Source organism: Variovorax sp. V116 (assembly GCF_041154435.1).
GTDB lineage: Bacteria > Pseudomonadota > Gammaproteobacteria > Burkholderiales > Burkholderiaceae_C > Variovorax > Variovorax paradoxus.
The window spans coordinates 3,023,522-3,039,267 of sequence record NZ_AP028661.1 but is presented as its reverse complement, the minus strand read 5'-3'; the positions used below and the strand labels follow the sequence as shown (position 1 = coordinate 3,039,267).

Below are 15,746 nucleotides of genomic sequence, written 5' to 3'. Positions count from 1 at the left end.
TCGAGTAGTGGGGGCTTTCAGCGAGTCCCCGTTCCTTTCCCTGACTGCGGGAGCAAAAAATGACAACTCCAGAATCCTCGGTCTCGCCGCAAGCTGCGGCCACGTGGCCGCAAACATTGGTCGGGGCCGGCGTGCTGCTGACCGGCTTGGCGCTGGCTTTCGGCGCCATCGGCATTTCTTCCGAGGCCGGCTATGGCGGCGTCGGGCCCAACTTCCTGCCCTGGCTGGTGTCGGGCGTGCTCACGCTGTGCGGCGCCTGGATTCTCTGGGAAGCGCGCACCGGCGGCTTTCGCGAGCTCGACGCACCCTCGGGCGCGGAGCATGCCTACTGGCCGGGCTTCGTCTGGGTGTCGGCCGGCCTGCTGCTCAATGCGGCGCTGATCACCATGCTGGGCTTCATCCTGAGCTGCACGCTGTGCTACGTGCTGGCGGTGCAGGGCCTGCGCCGCGCGAGCGGCCATCCCTCGGCCAACCAGCCGCGCACCTGGGCCATCGACCTTGTGACCGGCGCGCTCATCTCGGCGCCCGTGTTCTGGATGTTCACCAAGTTCCTGGCCATCAACCTGCCGGGCCTCACGACCACCGGCTGGATCTGACATGGACATTTTCAACGCACTCATGATGGGTTTCGCCGCGGCGATCACCCCCGTCAATCTTCTCTGGTGCCTGGTGGGCTGCGCCCTGGGCACGGCCGTCGGCGTGCTGCCGGGCATCGGCCCGGCCGTGGCGGTGGCCATGCTGCTGCCGATCACCGGCAAGGTCGACATCACGGCCTCGATGATCTTCTTCTCGGGCATCTACTACGGCGCCATGTACGGCGGCTCGACCACGTCCATCCTGCTCAACACGCCCGGCGAAACCGCCAGCATGGTGACGGCGATGGAAGGCAACAAGATGGCCAAGAGCGGCAGGGCGGGCGCAGCGCTGGCCACCGCCGCCATCGGCTCCTTCGTGGCCGGCACCATCGCCACCGTGATCGTCACGCTGTTCGCGCCGTTCGTGGCCGAGTTCGCCGTGAAGCTCGGGCCGCCCGAGTACTTCCTGCTGATGCTGCTGGCCTTCACCACCGTGAGCGCGGTGCTCGGCAAGAGCACGCTGCGCGGCATGACGGCGCTGTTCATCGGCCTGGCGGCCGGCTGCGTCGGCCTCGACCAGATCTCGGGCCAGGGCCGCTACACCGGCGGCATTCCCGAACTGCTCGACGGCATCGAGATTGTGCTGGTGGCCGTGGGCCTGTTCGCGGTGGCCGAAGTGCTGTACGCCGTGCTCTACGAGGGCAAGGTGGTCGAGGCCCAGAACAAGCTGACCCGCGTGCACATGAGCAAGCGCGACTGGAAGCGCTCGATTCCGGCATGGCTGCGCGGCACCGCCATCGGCACGCCGTTCGGCTGCATTCCCGCGGGCGGCACCGAGATTCCGACCTTCCTGAGCTATGCGACGGAAAAGAAGCTGGCCAAGGATGCCGACGCCAAGGCCGAGTTCGGCACCACCGGCGCCATCGAAGGCGTGGCCGGCCCCGAAGCGGCCAACAACGCCACGGTGACCGCGGCGCTGATCCCGCTGCTCACGCTCGGTATTCCCACGTCGAACACCACCGCCATCCTGCTGGGTGCGTTCCAGAACTACGGCATCCAGCCGGGGCCGCAGCTGTTCACCACCTCGGCCGCGCTGGTGTGGGCGCTGATCGCCTCGCTTTACATCGGCAACGTGATGCTGCTGGTGCTGAACCTGCCGATGGTGGGCCTGTGGGTCAAGCTGCTGAAGATTCCCAAGCCGCAGCTCTACGCCGGCATCCTGATCTTTGCGACGGTGGGTGCCTACGGCATGCGCCAGAGCGCATTCGACCTGTTCCTGCTCTACGGCATCGGCCTGCTCGGCGTGGCGATGCGGCGCTTCGACTTTCCGACCGCTCCCGTGGTGGTGGGCATGATCCTCGGGCCGCTGGCCGAAGCGCAGCTGCGCAATGCGATGTCCATCGGGGAGGGCAGTGCCGTGGTGTTCTTCCAGCGGCCGATGTCGATCACGCTGGTGGTTGTCATTGTGGCTGTGCTGGTGTTGCCGCGGGTTGCGAAGCGGATGAGTGAGCGCAAGTTGGCCAGGCTGGCGGCCTGAGGGTGCTGTTTTTTCCCGGGGCCGGGTCTCGCCCCGGCGGGCGACTTACTTTCTTTTGCTTCGCCAAAAGAAAGTAAGCAAAGAAAAGGCGACCCCACTGTCTGCGACCCTTCGCTGCGCTACGGGCAACCTGCGGTGCTCGCGTTTCGCGGGGTCCGCAGAACTCGCTTCGCTCGGACAGCTGCGGCCCTGATCCGCGAAACGCTGCGCTCCTCGGCGCATACAGAGGGGCTTGGGAACCACACAGGCCTTTGCTTCGCTCGGCCACCAAGCCACCGCGGCGCTGCGCGCCGCGGTGGTTGGAATTGGCTGTTGGTATTGGCTGTTGGATATTGGGGCCGAGCGAAGCGAAGGCCGCCCGCTCCCACCCCTTCTGTATGCGCCGAGGAGCGCAGATGGAGGCGGGATCAGGGCCGCAGCTGTCCGAGCGCAACGCAGTGGAGCGAGTTCTGCGGACCCCCGCCGGAATCGAGCACCGCAGGTTGCCCGCAGCGAAGCGGAGGGACGCAGACAGTAGGGTCGCCTTTTCTTTGCTTACTTTCTTTTGGCGAAGCAAAAGAAAGTGAGTCGCCCGCCGGGGCGAGACCCGGCCCTGGAACCCAAAAAACTCAACGCAACATAGAAGACATCGCCGAACAGCAGTTCAGCATCCGCACAGCCGCTTCCACCGTCTCGGCGGAAAACCGCAACGTGACACCGTCGACGCGCTCGAACGACGGCCATTGGCAGAACAGATCTGCCATCATCGGCGACTGCGTGCGCAGTGTGACCACCTGCGGACCCTTGAACACCAGCGGCCTCGCATTACCGCGTGCAGCCAGCGCCTCGGCCACACCCGCCCGGATGGCGTCGCGCGACTGCTCGGGTGACAGCGACACCCCGCTGTTGAACCCCGTGGCACGCTTGGTCTGCACGAAGGTCGCATGCGGAAAAAGCGCCCGGTTCTCGGCGATGAACACGTCGTCCCCGCTGGCCATCACCACCGGCACGCCATATTCGCCGGCCAGTGCGCCGTAGAGCCCGGCCTCGCCCAGTTCCTGCTCGCCGAGCCGGATGCCGGCAAAGGCAAAGCTGTTGATGGTGTGGGCGAGGATGCCGCGTCCCTGCGCGCGCGAGTGGTAGCCCACCATGCAGACGGCGTCCACGCCTTCTTCCTCCACGCCGGCCACCATGCTCAGGTAGCGCGGCTTGCCCTGCACCACGCGGGCGCGCGCATCGAGCACGTCGGGCGGCATGTTGCGAAAGCCGCCGTGCGAATCGTTGACCAGCACCTCGGTGGCGCCGGCCTCGAAGGCGCCGGCAACGGCTGCGCTGGCCTCGTGCGCCATCAGCAGGCGGGCGCGTTCGTACTCGGGGTTGCCGGGCCGCGCCTGCTCGTGGTGGTAGACGCCCGCAACGCCTTCGATGTCGGTGGAGATCAGGACTTTCATGGGAGGAATGCGGTTGCGCTAAAGAGAAGAAAGGGAAGAGGGCGGCAGCAGTTCCGACAGCGCTGCCCGGTGATTGCCATCGCGGCCTGTCACGGCCGTCGCGCGCCAGAGCGCGTGCAGGATCGCCTGCTCCGTGCTGTCGGCCGCGGCCTGGAAGAGGCCGTCGAGCAACCCGTCGTGCACCATCGCGATGGCCGGCATCGGGCGATCGACGCGGTCGGGCACGGTGTAGGCGGTCGAGAAGGCCAGCACGATGTCGCCGCTGCCATGGCCGAAGACCGAGCCGGTGCGCGCCAGCCCCGCGCCCGCACGCAGCGCGAGGCGGCGCAGCTGGCGCGCATCGAGCGGTGCATCGGTGGCGACGACGATGATGATCGAGCCCTTCTCGGGCTCCCTGGATTCGCGCGTGCCGTGCGCGGCCAGCCGCTCGCCGACCGGATGCCCGGCCAGCACCAGCTGCGGCTGGCGCCCGTAGTTCGCGAGCACCAGCGTGCCCACGGTGTGCAATTCGCCCGCGGGCGCCGAGACGCGCCGCGAGGCGCTGCCGATGCCGCCCTTGAGCTGGAAGCTCGACATGCCGCGCCCCGCGCCGACCGAGCCCTGCGCGAAGTCGGGGCCGGCGCTCTCGAGCGCGCGCAGGTAGTCCGCCTCGGTCACGGCCAGCCGCTGGATGTCGTTGAGAAAACCGTCGTTGCACTCGAAGACCAGCGGATTCACCGTCGGCAGCGACCGGCCGCTCTCGGGGTTGGCCGCTATGCAATGGCGGATCTGCGCCGTGGCCACCGTGCCGACCGAAAACGTGTTGGTCAGCGCAATCGGCGTCTCCAGCACGCCGAGCTCGGCGAGCTGCACCAGCCCCACGCTCTTGCCGAAGCCGTTGAGCACCACGGCGGCGGCCGGTACCTTGTCGCGGAACGGATCGCCCGCATGCGGTCGGATCACCGTCACGCCGGTCTGCACGCTGCCGTCATCGAGCGTCTGGTGGCCGACCGTGACGCCTTCGACGTCGGTGATGGCGTTGCGCGCGCCTTGCAGCAGGGTGCCGATGTAGGGCAGGGAGTTCGCTGGCATCGAATGAATGGGTTATTCGCGGTCGATTTTCGGATCGAGCGCGTCGCGCAGTGCATCGCCCAGCAGGTTGAACGCCAGCACGGTGAAGAAGATGGCCAGGCTCGGGAACAGCGCCACGTGCGGCGAGGTCACCATGTCGGCGCGGGCTTCGCTGAGCATGGCGCCCCATTCGGGCGTGGGCGGCTGCGCGCCCATGCCCAGGAACGAGAGGCTGGCGGCCGTGATGATCGAGGTGCCCACGCGCATCGAAAAATACACGACGATCGACGAGATGGTGCCCGGCAGGATGTGCCGCACGATGATGGTCCAGTCCGAGGCGCCGATGCTGCGCTCGGCCTCGATGTAGGTCTGCTGCTTGAGCACCAGCGTGTTGCCGCGCACCAGCCGCGCGAAGGCCGGCACGCTGAACACCGACACCGCCACCACCACGTTGGTCATGCTGCTGCCGAGAATGGCGACCACGCCGAGCGCCAGAAGAATGCCGGGGAAGGCAAAGAGCACGTCGGAGATGCGCATCACGATGCGGTCCCACCAGCCTTCGTAGTAGCCCGCGAGCAGGCCGAAGGCCGTGCCGACGAAGCCGCCCACCAGCACCGAGAGAAAACCCGCCATCAGCGAAATGCGAGCTCCCATCAGGATGCGGCTGAAGATGTCGCGGCCCAGCGGATCGACGCCGAACCAGTGCGTGGCCGAAGGCCCCGTGTTCAGCATGTCGTAGTCGAAGAAGTTCTCCGCGTCGAAGGGCACGATCCACGGCGCGAACACCGCGACGAACACCAGCAGCAGCACGAACAGCGCCGCAACGATGCCCACGGGCTGCTTCTTGAAGCGGCGCCAGCATTCGCCCCAGGGCGTGCGGACCTTGCCCGCAGTTTGAACCGCCACGACGGGCGGAGTGATCGATTCGGCAGTCACGCCGGTGGCTTGCGTCATGTCGGCTGCCTCACTTGTAGCGGATGGTCGGGTTGATGTAGCCGTACAGCACGTCCACCACGAGGTTGATCAGGATGAATTCGAGCGAGAACAGCAGCACCAGCGTCTGGATCACGGGGTAGTCGCGCATCTGCACGGCGTCGACCAGCAGGCGCCCGAGGCCCGGCCAGTTGAAGACCGCCTCGACCAGGATCGAGCCGCCCAGCAGAAAGCCGAACTGCAGCCCCATCATCGTGACCACCGGGATCAGCGCATTGCGCAGGCAGTGCTTGATGATGACGGTGCGCTCGCGCACGCCCTTGGCACGCGCGGTGCGAACGAAATCTTCCTGGATCACTTCGACGAACGAAGCGCGCGTGAAGCGCGCCATCACCGCGGCCACCGCGGCGCCCAGCGTGATCGAGGGCAGGATGTAGTGCTTCCAGCTGCTCGCGCCCACCGTGGGCAGCCAGCCGAGCTGGACCGAGAAGATCTGCATCAGCAGCATGCCGAGGGCAAATGCCGGAAAGGAGATGCCCGACACGGCCAGCGTCATGCCGAGCCGGTCGGGCCATTGGTTGCGGAACACGGCAGAAACAATGCCGATGCCCATGCCGAAGATCACGGCCCACACCATGCTGGTGATGGTCAGCATCACCGTGGGGAAGAAGCGCTCGCCGATCTCCATCGACACCGGCCGTCGCGTGCGGATCGAAGTGCCGAAGTCGCCCTGCAGCATGTGGGAGAAGAAGCTCACGAACTGCTGGGGCAGCGGCTTGTCGAGCCCGAGTTCCGCGCGGACCATGGCCACGGTCTGCTCGTCGGCCTCCTGGCCAGCGGCAAGTCGCGCCGGATCGCCGGGCAGCATGTGGACGAACAGGAACACCAGCACGGCCACGATGAGCAGCGTGGGGATCAGGCCCAACAGTCGTTTGAGGAAGTAATTCAGCATGGCATATAGGCGATCAGGCCTCTCGGGGCCTTTTGAGGCCCTAGTCGGGAGACACCGCGGAACCGGCTCCGCCGGGCCGCAGGTGTCGCCCCCTTGAGGGGGAGGCGGCTACACGAAGTGAGCCGCTTCGGGGGTGGTCAATTGACCGCGATGGCGTCGATGTTGATGTTGCCGTCAGGCATCACGAACACACCCGACAAGCGCTTGGCATGCGCCGACAGGTTCTGCTCCGTGACCATCGGCACGCGCGGCAGGTCCTTGCGGATCTCTTCCTGCGCGGTCTTGTAGAGCGCGGTGCGTTCCTTTTCGTCGACCGTCACCAGCGCCTTGGCCAGCGCGTTGTCCACCACCTCGCTCTTGTAGAACGACATGTTGTTGAGCTTGGGTGCCCAGGCTTCCGAGGCGAACAGCGGGCGCAGGCCCCAGTCGGCTTCACCGGTCGACGACGACCAGCCCGTGTAGTACATGCGGACCTTCGCCGTCTTCGGATCGGGCCATGCATCCACCTGCTCGGTGCGCTGGCCCACTTCGAGCGCCTGCACCTGCAGCTTGATGCCGATCTGCGCGAGCTGCTGCTGCACGAACTGGATGGTCTTCTGGCTGGTCGTGTTGTTGTAGGCGCTCCACAGCACCGACTCGAAGCCATCGGGGTAGCCGGCTTCCTTCATCAGCTCCTTGGCCTTCTTCAGGTCGTAGGGAATGGGCGCCATCTTCTCGGCGTACTTGACGCCCTGCGGCACGATGCCTTGCGCGGGGAAGGCATAGCCGCCGAACGCGACCTTGGCCAGCGCTTCCTTGTTGATGGCGTAGCCGATGGCTTCGCGCACCTTCGGGTTGTCGTAGGGCTTCTGCAGCATGTTGAATGCCAGGAAGCGCGTGATGATCGACGGCGTCGCCACCACTTCGAGCTTCTCGCTCTTCTTCAGCAGGTCGGCCTGCTCATAGGGAATGGGATAGGCGAAGTCGGCTTCGCCGGTCTGCAGCATCGCGGCGCGCGTGTTGTTCTCGAGCACCGGCTTCCACGAGACCGTGTCGATCTTCGGATAGCCCTTCTTCCAGTAGCCGTCGAACTTCTTGGCCTTGACGGCTTCGGTCTGCTTCCACTCGACGAATTCGAAGGGGCCGGTGCCCACGGGGTGGAAAGCGATGTCCTTGTTGCCCCATTTCTTGAGCGCGGTGGGCGAGATCATCGCGGCCGAGGCATGGGCCAGCGAGTTGATGAAGGGGCCGAAGGGCTCCTTGAGCGTGATGCGCACGGTGGTGGGGTTCAGCGCCTCGACCTTGCTCACGCGGTTGAACTGGTTGTAGCGCAGCAGCTTGTTGTCCTGGTTGAGCACACGGTCGAGCACGAACTTCACGGCCTCTGCGTTGAAGTCGGTGCCGTCGTGGAACTTGACGCCGCTGCGCAGCTTGATGGTGTAGACCAAGCCGTCCTTCGACACGTCGTAGCTCTCGGCCAGCACGTTCTGCACCTTCAGGTCCTTGTCGAACTGGAACAGGCCTTCATAGAAGGTCTTGGTCACGGCCGTGGTGATGGTGGTGTTGGTGTTGTACGGGTCCAGCGTTTCGGGCTGGTAGCCGATCGACAGCACCACGTCTTTCGCGGCCAGTGCCGTGCCCGATGCAGCCAGTGCGGCCAGGCCCAGCAGTGCCGATGCCCATCGCAGGGAGGAAGAAGATTGCTTCATGGAAAGAAACTCCAGTCGGTTCGAGAAAAAAGCAGGAGGGCCTGCGGGTTGAAAAAAATCTGCCGGTCGCTCAGAAGGCGCCGCCGATGGCATGCCGTGCCACGAAGTGGCCGGGCGCCACCTGCACCAGCGGCGGCACGTCGGGCTCGTCGCCCACGGCGCGGATCGGGCTCGGGATCTCGCCTTCGAGCAGCGCGCGCGGCTTGTGGCGGCGCGACGGGTCGGCCACCGGAACCGCGGCCATCAGCTTGCGGGTGTAGGCGTGCTGCGGCGCTTCGAACACGGCGCGGCGCGGGCCGATCTCGACGATCTGGCCGAGGTACATCACGGCCACGCGGTGGCTGATGCGTTCCACCACCGCCATGTCGTGCGAGATGAAGAGAAAGGCCACGCCCAGCTCGCGCTGCAGGTCGAGCATGAGGTTGACGATCTGCGCCTGGATCGACACGTCCAGCGCCGACACCGATTCGTCCGCCACCACCACCTTGGGGTTGAGCGCGAGCGCGCGTGCGATCGCGATGCGCTGGCGCTGCCCACCCGAGAACTCGTGCGGATAGCGCTGCGCCACCTCGGGCGGCAGGCCGACCTTCTGCAGCAGCCAGTCGACGCGCTGCTGCGCCTCGGCGCCCTTGGCGATGTTGTGGATGAGCAGCGGCTCCATGATCGAGAAGCCGACCGTCACGCGCGGATCGAGCGAGGCGAACGGGTCCTGGAAGATGAACTGGATGTTGCGGCGCAGCGCCTGCAGCTCGCGCGTGGGCAGCTCGCGGATGTTCTGGCCGCCGAACTCGATCGCGCCGCTCTGGCTCTCGACCAGGCGCAGCAGCGAGCGGCCCGTGGTCGACTTGCCGCAGCCCGATTCGCCGACCAGCGCCAGCGTCTCGCCGGGGTAGAGGTCGAAGCTGATCTTTTCCACCGCATGCACGCGGCGCTTCACGCGGCCGAACAGGCCGCTGCGCACCTCGAAGCGCGTGACGAGGTCGCGCACGCGCAGGATCGGGCCCGCGCCCTCGCGCACGGTGGTCTGCGGCGTGGTGTGGGTGGACGGCACCGTCTCGGGCGTGCCCTCGGTGCGCAGCAGCTCGAACTTGGCGGGCAGGTCGGTGCCCTGCATCGCGCCGAGCTTGGGCACGGCCGACAGCAGCGCCTTGGTGTAGGGGTGCTGCGGCGATGCGAACACCGTATCGGAACTGCCCGCTTCGACCTTGTCGCCGCGGTACATCACGAGCACGCGGTCGGCAATCTCGGCCACCACGCCCATGTCGTGCGTGATGAAGAGCACGCCCATGCGCATCTCCTTCTGCAGCTCGCGGATGAGCTGGAGGATCTGCGCCTGGATGGTCACGTCGAGCGCGGTGGTGGGTTCGTCGGCAATCAGCAGCTGCGGCTTGCACGAGAGCGCCATCGCGATCATCACGCGCTGGCGCATGCCGCCCGAGAGCTGGTGCGGAAAGCGGTCGAGCACGTTGCGCGCTTCGGGAATGCGCACCAGCTCCAGCATGCGCAGGGCCTCGGCGCGCGCGGCCGCGTTGTTCTTGCCCTGGTGGATGCGGATGGCCTCGGCAATCTGCTCGCCGGCAGTGAACACCGGGTTGAGCGAGGTCATCGGCTCCTGGAAGATCATCGCGATGTCGGCGCCGCGGATGTTGCGCATCTCGGTGTCGCGCGCCTGTGCGAGGTCGAGCACTTCGCCATTGCGGCGGCGAAACGCCATGCGTCCGCCCAGGATGCGTCCGCCGCCGTGTTCCACCAGCCGCATCAGCGCGAGCGAGGTCACCGACTTGCCCGAGCCCGACTCGCCGACCACCGCGAGCGTTTCGCCATGGTCGACGTGGAAGGAAAGGTTCTTGACCGCATCGACCGTGCGCTCGGAGGTCGAGAAGCGCACGGTGAGATCGTCGACGGCGAGAACGCGGCCGTCTGGCAGGGCGAGGGAAGGGGAGGACATGGTGCGAGAAAAAAACGTGTGCGTGTCAGGCGAAGATGGCTGTTGCGGGTGCCTCGTCGCCGCGCGCGTGGCCGCGGTACATGCCTTCGGTGTTGAAGGCGAGGCTCAGGTTGCCGTGGCGGTCGATGGCGATCAGCCCGCCGGTGCCGCCGATGGCGGGCAGCGACTGGTGCACCACGGCGTGCGTGGCGGCTTCGAGCGTGGCGCTGCCATAGGCCATGCGGGCGCAGATGTCGTAGGCGGCGGCGACGCGGATGAACATTTCGCCGCTGCCGGTGCAGGACACGGCGGCGGTGCGGTCGTCGGCATAGGTGCCGGCGCCGATCAGCGGCGAATCGCCGATGCGGCCGACGCGCTTGTTGGTCATGCCGCCGGTCGAGGTGGCCGCGGCCAGGTGGCCGTGCATGTCGAGCGCGACCGCGCCCACGGTGCCGAATTTCTTGTCCTCGTCGAGCGGCGGCGTCATGGCCGCGCCTTCGTGGTCCGTCACCACGCGGCCGGTGTCGCGCACGCGGTAGAGCTGCTGGCGCCGCGCCTCGGTGGAGAAGAAGAAGGGCTCGACCATTTCGAGGCCGTGCTCGCGCGCGAAGGCTTCGGCGCCCGCGCCGGCCAGCAGCACGTGCGCGCCGTCTTCCAGCACGGCACGCGCGGCGCGCACCGGGTGGCGCACGTGGCAGACGCCGGCAATGGCGCCGGCCGCGAGCGTGGCGCCGTCCATCACGGCGGCGTCGAGTTCATGGGTTTCCTCGTGCGTGAACACTGCGCCGTGGCCCGCGTTGAAGAGCGGGCACTCTTCGAGCAGTTCGACCGCGAGGCAGGTCGCGTCGAGCGCGGATGCGCCCTTGAGCAACTGCGCCTGCGCGGCCTGCACGATCTTGCGCAAGGCGTCGTGGTAGGCCTGCGCCTGCGCCGCGCTGGTGGTGGCGGCGCTGATGGTGCCGGCACCGCCGTGGATGGCGATGACGGGCGTGATGCTGTTGTTCTTCATGAGGAGGCTTTCTTCTTTTTCCTGGCGGCCCCGGCCGGTGCCGCGCCGGCGGGCAGTGCCGAGGAGACTTCCGCCCGCGGCAGGCCCTGCGCGCCATGCAGCCAGGGCCGCACCGCCTGCAGGATGCGGCTCGCGGACTGCACCGCGCGCGGCGCACGCAGCGCCACCGCGCTGGTCAATGCCTCGATCAGTGCCAGCACGCTGGTTTCGCAGTTCGGCCGATAGCTGGTTTCGGTCTGGCAATAGAGCGCCACGTCGGCCAGCGGGGCGAGCGGCGAACTCGGACGGTCGGTCAGCGCCAGCACGGCGCAGCCCTGGCCCTTGGCGATCTGCGCCAGCGCCACCGTGTCGGTGAGGTAGCGCGGAAAGGTCAGGCCGATGAACAGGTCCTGCGGGCCGGCGTGCGTGAGCGTGCGCGCCGCATGCGTGACGCCGCTGACGCTGGACAGCATCCGCACGTCGTTGCAGCTGCCGTCCAGCCCGTGCTGCAGCAGCCCCGCGAGCCAGGCGCTGGCGCCAAAGCCGCCGATGTAGATCGAGCGCGCCTTCAGGACGCGCTGCACCGCGGCGTCGCAGGCGGCGTAGTCGAGCGACTGGCGCGTGGCCTCGATGTTGCGCCGGCTCTCGTCGAGCGCGGTGGCAAACACCTCGGCCACCGTGGTCGGATGTTCCAGGTTGCCGCGCAGCCGCTCCACCGGCGCCACCAGCGATTCGAAGCCGCGCACGAGCTCGGCGCGGAAGGTGGCGTAGCCGTCGAAATCCAGCGCCCGTGCAAAGCGGTTGGCCGTGGCCACCGACACGCCGACCGCGGCCGCGAGCTCGTCGATCGGCAGCGTGGCGACCTGCAGCGGGTGTTCCAGCACGAAGTCGGCCACCTGGCGGTGCGAACGCGTCAGCCGCGGCAGCGCCTGCGCAATGCGCTGGGCCACGGTGGTGCCATTGGTGTCGACGTTGGTGCTCATGGGGCGGGCGATGCACCTCGAAGGGTGCGCGCAATGAAAATGAATTTACAAATATATGTCAAATAAGAAAATTTTCTGTCATTTTCGAACGATATCGCAAGTAGCGGGCCAGGAACGAGGGGTTTTGGCGTGAAACCAAGGGATTACCCTGACTTCATCTTGGAAGCCCACCATGCGGCTTCTTGACTCTCCCATGGTGTGAAGGCCGAGACTTTGTTCTTTGTTGGCTCTGGAAGGAGAACTCCATGGAACATCCCACGGTACCGGCTGCTGGGGCACGCTTGTCTCTTGCCGAGGTTGTTGCGCGGTCCGGCGCATCTGCGCAACTGCTGCGCGACTGCGAGTCGCTCGGACTGCTCGACGGCATGGCGCGTACCGACGGCGATGGCTGCCGCTATGACGAACGCGCCGTGCCGACGCTGCGCTTCGTGCGAAGGGCGCACGCGCTGGGTTTCGAAACACCGGAGGTCGTCGAGCTGCACGCCTTGTGGCGCGACGGACATCGCGCGAGCTTCGATGTGAAGCGCGTCGCGCTCGAGCGGGCCGACGACCTCGCGCAGCGGATCGAGGAGCTGGCGCACATGCAGCGCCTGCTGGAGCGCCTGGCCCATTGCTGCGAAGGCGACGAGCGCCCGGAATGCCCGATCCTGGATGAGCTGGCCGGGCTTGAGGGGTTCGCCGGCTGCGAGGCGCGGTGAGCCGGCCGGCCCGCGCAGCGGGTTATGCCGCCGCTTTCTCCTTCTGCATGAACACGCTCAGCGGATCGTCGGGATAGTCGCCGAAGCGCTCGCGCCGCGCATAGCCCGCGCGCGCATAGAACGCGAGCGCCTCGGGCTGGTGCACGCCCGTCTCCAGACGGAACACGGCGCATCCGCATGCCGCTGCTTCGGCTTCGAGAAAGCCCAGCACCTTCGCGGCCACGCCTTGCCCGCGGCTCTGTGGGCGCACGTACATGCGCTTGAGTTCGCCGTAGCCGGGGTTCATGACCAGGGCGCCGCAGCCGATGGCCGTGCCGGCCTCGTCGCGCGCGACCGCAAAGAGCACGTGGGCCGCCGACAGCGCTGCAATGTCGATGCCGTAGTGGCTCTCGGGCGGGTACAGCGGCTTCTGGTACGCATCGAGGTCATTGATGAGCTGGATGACGTCGGGTTGGCCGGGGCGTTCGAGGGCAATGTTCATGCGGACGACTTCATTGGTTCACGGAATCTTATGGTGGCCCGGGGGCCAAAAGAAAACCCGCAGAAGCAGGTTTGGGAAAGTTTTGCGGTGGTGGGCGCGTCAGGGCTTTTCGCGGCTTTCCCGGAACCACTTCAACCGGCGCTCTACCTCGTCAGGCGGAAATTTCCCTTCAGCTGCCAGTTTCCTCAGCGCTCGCTCGTGCGCGCGATACAGCGCGTCCTTCAGGAGTGCCATCTTGCGTTCGCCGCAAGGAGCGCAATCGTAGAAGCCCGGTGGACTGGCCGCGAGCTTCATCTTTGCGTCGTACTCTTGGGTGCTGATCCGCCCCGTGGGCTCAACGCCCATGGCGAGGACCTTCCCGTTCTGGAAGGTAACGAGCACGCTCCCTTTACACCCCGTGGTGTCGGTGTTTTCGGGGTCGTAGGCCTTCCATGAAACCCTGCGCATGTGTTGCAAGGCATAGCGGACATCCTCTTCTGTCAGCACGACATCGTCGCAGTCAAGGACGTCCTTGTCTTCCCAGGCAGTTCGGCCTGAAGGTTCTGTGATCTCCACTTTCTGCACATATGCGAGGGGATAGCGCTTGTCGGCTGCCTGCGCTGGAGATGCGAGTGAGGCCAAGATCAGCGCCGCCACGGTCGCGAGAATATGGGTCTTGTTCATGGCGTTGGTACGGGAAGACTCCAGTTTGCGCCTCGCGCTTCCGTTGGATTCTTTCTGCTGACCACGGGATGACGAAAGATTTCACTCGAAGGAATCTGCATGGAATCTTCAAGCGCCTTGACAAGCCAGGAGAGAGATAGATTTTGAGCCGCAGTCGGGGTAGCGAATATGCCGAACTCACCTCGTTGTCTTTCGAGCGTCCACTTTGCTGGTTCACTAATTGGCTTGAAGCCTACCGGCAGCGCTGCCCTGCCAACCATCTCTATCCCGATGGCCTCCATGTTGCTCGGATAACGATCACTGGGCGGCTTGCGCATTTCAATGCGATGCATTCCTTCCACTCCTGCATTCGCATAGTCGCGCAGGTTGCACGGCATTGCGGCCCCTACGGCCAGGCATCTCGCCTTCAGCGGTCCGACGTGATTCGTGCGCTGATAGATTGCCGCGGTCTGATAGATGGTTCCGTCCGTATCGATGAGAAAGTGCGCGCCATTCGCCTTCGGGCGCTTGTAGCTGTTCAATGAAGACGCCGAGGTATCGGCATCGGTCTGATGCACGACGATGCCTGTGATTGCACCGGTTCGCCTGCCTCGTTCGATTTCGGGGCTGCGAGCATTTCTGACTCGCGCGTGACTAATCATTCCGTTTGCGGCAATTTCGACAAGCATGCGGTTCCTCCTGAAAATTTATTAGTTGTCGTTTTCTCTTGAGAGGCTTTTCTTGCAGGAGCAGACGCCGCACAGATCGCCATCTCGCGGCACATGCTACAGGCCTTCGAAGGGGATTCAGTGAAGGCTTTGTTAACTACTCCTGGTCCGCATCAACATGTTCGACAGCGCGGAGTACTGGCACCAGCAGGGATTCCTCGAGCGCAATCCCAATCCCGTCTAGGACGGCGCGAGCCCAAGCACCCAGCGCTCGAAGTGCTCCAGCGCCCCGGAGGCCGGCCGGCCCTCGGGGTAGGCGAAGTAGTAGCCCTGGCGCACCTCCAGGTGCCGGTCGATCGGGATCACGAGCTCGCCGGTGCGCAGCTCGCGCTCGATCAGGATGCGCGGCGCGAGGCCCACGCCCATGCCGGCGGCCGCGGCGGCGGTCACCATGGTGAAGAGCTCGTAGCGCGGCCCGCGCGAGGCGTGCACCGTGTAGTCCCAGCCCTGCTGCGCATACCAGTCGCGCCAGGCATGGGCGCGCGTGCCCAGGTGCACGTGGCGGCAGCGCTCGAAGGCCGATTCGTCCCACGGCCCGTTGGCATCGCGGAAGGCGGGGCTGCAGACCGGCACCATCTGGCCTTCGGAAAAGATCAGCCCGCCCTGGGTGCCGGGCCAGAACTGGTCGCCGAAATAGATGGCCGCGTCGTAGGCGTTCTCCTGGAACGAGAAGGGCTGCGAGCGCGCCGAGAGATTGACGGTGATGTTGGGGTGCCGCCGGCTGAAATCGGGCAGCCGCGGGATCAGCCATTGCGTGGCGAAGGTGGGCACCACGGCCACTTCGAGCACGAAGCCCATGTCGTGGCCGGCGCTGATCTCCTGCGTGTCGCGCCGGATCTGGTCGAGGTGGCGGCGGATGCGCGCCGCGTACTCGCGCCCGGTGTCGGTGAGCGTGAGGCGCCGCCGCACGCGCGAGAACAGCGCCACGCCCAGCCGCTGCTCGAGCGTGGCCACCTGCCGCCCGACCGCGCTTTGCGTGAGCGCGAGTTCGGCCGCCGCGCGGGTGAAGCTCCCCAGGCGCGCCGAGGCCTCGAAGGCCTGCAAGGCACCCAGGTTGGGAATGTCTTTTCTCATCGTTGCTATTCTGCGTGCCGGGCTCGCGGTTTTTTGCGGCGGCTCGCGCGGATTGGATCT

Annotated in this window: 15 protein-coding genes; 3 read left to right on the top strand and 12 right to left on the bottom strand. The window is 66.3% G+C overall.

Annotation, left to right across the window (positions count from 1 at the left end):
- Positions 1-59 precede the first annotated feature (59 nt).
- Positions 60-596, top strand: a complete 537-nt coding sequence (locus tag ACAM58_RS14510; protein ID WP_012748110.1) for a tripartite tricarboxylate transporter TctB family protein — start codon at positions 60-62, stop codon at positions 594-596.
- Position 597: 1 nt separating this feature from the next.
- Entirely contained in the window at positions 598-2,112 is a 1,515-nt protein-coding gene (locus ACAM58_RS14505; RefSeq protein WP_012748109.1) for a tripartite tricarboxylate transporter permease, read from the top strand.
- Between the two features lie 608 nt (positions 2,113-2,720).
- Here ACAM58_RS14505 and ACAM58_RS14500 read toward each other — a convergent pair.
- The 8 genes from ACAM58_RS14500 to ACAM58_RS14465 all read right to left on the bottom strand — a co-directional run bounded on the left by ACAM58_RS14500 (position 2,721) and on the right by ACAM58_RS14465 (position 12,063).
- Positions 2,721-3,542: a M55 family metallopeptidase gene (locus tag ACAM58_RS14500; protein WP_012748108.1), complete on the bottom strand. Its 822-nt coding sequence runs from the start codon at positions 3,540-3,542 to the stop codon at positions 2,721-2,723.
- Between the two features lie 18 nt (positions 3,543-3,560).
- The gene (locus ACAM58_RS14495; protein WP_012748107.1) at positions 3,561-4,613 is read right to left on the bottom strand and encodes a P1 family peptidase; all 1,053 of its coding nucleotides are present in this window, start codon (positions 4,611-4,613) and stop codon (positions 3,561-3,563) included.
- A 12-nt stretch (positions 4,614-4,625) separates the two neighbouring features.
- Positions 4,626-5,546: a glutathione ABC transporter permease GsiD gene (gene gsiD, locus ACAM58_RS14490; protein ID WP_012748106.1), complete on the bottom strand. Its 921-nt coding sequence runs from the start codon at positions 5,544-5,546 to the stop codon at positions 4,626-4,628.
- 10 nt (positions 5,547-5,556) lie between these two features.
- The gene (gene gsiC / locus ACAM58_RS14485) at positions 5,557-6,477 is read right to left on the bottom strand and encodes a glutathione ABC transporter permease GsiC (RefSeq protein ID WP_012748105.1); all 921 of its coding nucleotides are present in this window, start codon (positions 6,475-6,477) and stop codon (positions 5,557-5,559) included.
- A gap of 137 nt (positions 6,478-6,614) precedes the next feature.
- The gene (gene gsiB / locus ACAM58_RS14480; protein WP_369663064.1) at positions 6,615-8,165 is read right to left on the bottom strand and encodes a glutathione ABC transporter substrate-binding protein GsiB; all 1,551 of its coding nucleotides are present in this window, start codon (positions 8,163-8,165) and stop codon (positions 6,615-6,617) included.
- 70 nt (positions 8,166-8,235) lie between these two features.
- On the bottom strand, positions 8,236-10,113 hold the full coding sequence (locus tag ACAM58_RS14475; protein WP_012748103.1) for a dipeptide ABC transporter ATP-binding protein: 1,878 nt from the start codon (positions 10,111-10,113) through the stop codon (positions 8,236-8,238).
- A gap of 25 nt (positions 10,114-10,138) precedes the next feature.
- A complete protein-coding gene (locus ACAM58_RS14470) occupies positions 10,139-11,101 on the bottom strand; it encodes an isoaspartyl peptidase/L-asparaginase family protein (protein ID WP_369663063.1) in 963 nt (320 codons plus the stop codon).
- On the bottom strand, positions 11,098-12,063 hold the full coding sequence (locus tag ACAM58_RS14465; protein WP_012748101.1) for a MurR/RpiR family transcriptional regulator: 966 nt from the start codon (positions 12,061-12,063) through the stop codon (positions 11,098-11,100). Before ACAM58_RS14465 ends, ACAM58_RS14470 begins: the two co-directional genes overlap by 4 nt.
- A 245-nt stretch (positions 12,064-12,308) precedes the next feature.
- Between ACAM58_RS14465 and ACAM58_RS14460 the strand changes: the two genes are divergently transcribed.
- Positions 12,309-12,761 carry a MerR family DNA-binding protein gene (locus ACAM58_RS14460; protein ID WP_369663062.1) on the top strand — a complete coding sequence of 151 codons (453 nt, stop codon included), beginning with the start codon at positions 12,309-12,311 and terminating at the stop codon, positions 12,759-12,761.
- 22 nt (positions 12,762-12,783) lie between these two features.
- Here the strand turns inward: ACAM58_RS14460 and ACAM58_RS14455 are convergent, their stop codons facing one another.
- From ACAM58_RS14455 to ACAM58_RS14440, 4 genes are all read right to left on the bottom strand, one after another.
- On the bottom strand, positions 12,784-13,242 hold the full coding sequence (locus tag ACAM58_RS14455; protein WP_012748099.1) for a GNAT family N-acetyltransferase: 459 nt from the start codon (positions 13,240-13,242) through the stop codon (positions 12,784-12,786).
- A 99-nt stretch (positions 13,243-13,341) separates the two neighbouring features.
- Positions 13,342-13,905 carry a hypothetical protein gene (locus ACAM58_RS14450; protein ID WP_027730552.1) on the bottom strand — a complete coding sequence of 188 codons (564 nt, stop codon included), beginning with the start codon at positions 13,903-13,905 and terminating at the stop codon, positions 13,342-13,344.
- Complete coding sequence (locus ACAM58_RS14445; protein ID WP_369663061.1) at positions 13,902-14,573, bottom strand: N-acetylmuramoyl-L-alanine amidase; 672 nt, start codon at positions 14,571-14,573, stop codon at positions 13,902-13,904. The genes ACAM58_RS14450 and ACAM58_RS14445 overlap by 4 nt, the downstream gene beginning before the upstream one ends.
- 219 nt (positions 14,574-14,792) lie before the next feature.
- On the bottom strand, positions 14,793-15,686 hold the full coding sequence (locus ACAM58_RS14440; RefSeq protein ID WP_012748096.1) for a LysR substrate-binding domain-containing protein: 894 nt from the start codon (positions 15,684-15,686) through the stop codon (positions 14,793-14,795).
- Between the last annotated feature and the right edge of the window lie 60 nt (positions 15,687-15,746).

Bases quoted from the DNA above. Each gene is read 5' to 3' on its own strand.
- ACAM58_RS14510 (WP_012748110.1), top strand. From the start codon at position 60: ATGACAACTCCAGAATCCTCGGTCTCGCCGCAAGCTGCGGCCACGTGG.
- ACAM58_RS14505 (WP_012748109.1), top strand. From the start codon at position 598: ATGGACATTTTCAACGCACTCATGATGGGTTTCGCCGCGGCGATCACC.
- ACAM58_RS14500 (WP_012748108.1), bottom strand. From the start codon at position 3,542: ATGAAAGTCCTGATCTCCACCGACATCGAAGGCGTTGCGGGCGTCTAC.
- ACAM58_RS14495 (WP_012748107.1), bottom strand. From the start codon at position 4,613: ATGCCAGCGAACTCCCTGCCCTACATCGGCACCCTGCTGCAAGGCGCG.
- gsiD (WP_012748106.1), bottom strand. From the start codon at position 5,546: ATGACGCAAGCCACCGGCGTGACTGCCGAATCGATCACTCCGCCCGTC.
- gsiC (WP_012748105.1), bottom strand. From the start codon at position 6,477: ATGCTGAATTACTTCCTCAAACGACTGTTGGGCCTGATCCCCACGCTG.
- gsiB (WP_369663064.1), bottom strand. From the start codon at position 8,165: ATGAAGCAATCTTCTTCCTCCCTGCGATGGGCATCGGCACTGCTGGGC.
- ACAM58_RS14475 (WP_012748103.1), bottom strand. From the start codon at position 10,113: ATGTCCTCCCCTTCCCTCGCCCTGCCAGACGGCCGCGTTCTCGCCGTC.
- ACAM58_RS14470 (WP_369663063.1), bottom strand. From the start codon at position 11,101: ATGAAGAACAACAGCATCACGCCCGTCATCGCCATCCACGGCGGTGCC.
- ACAM58_RS14465 (WP_012748101.1), bottom strand. From the start codon at position 12,063: ATGAGCACCAACGTCGACACCAATGGCACCACCGTGGCCCAGCGCATT.
- ACAM58_RS14460 (WP_369663062.1), top strand. From the start codon at position 12,309: ATGGAACATCCCACGGTACCGGCTGCTGGGGCACGCTTGTCTCTTGCC.
- ACAM58_RS14455 (WP_012748099.1), bottom strand. From the start codon at position 13,242: ATGAACATTGCCCTCGAACGCCCCGGCCAACCCGACGTCATCCAGCTC.
- ACAM58_RS14450 (WP_027730552.1), bottom strand. From the start codon at position 13,905: ATGAACAAGACCCATATTCTCGCGACCGTGGCGGCGCTGATCTTGGCC.
- ACAM58_RS14445 (WP_369663061.1), bottom strand. From the start codon at position 14,573: ATGCTTGTCGAAATTGCCGCAAACGGAATGATTAGTCACGCGCGAGTC.
- ACAM58_RS14440 (WP_012748096.1), bottom strand. From the start codon at position 15,686: ATGAGAAAAGACATTCCCAACCTGGGTGCCTTGCAGGCCTTCGAGGCC.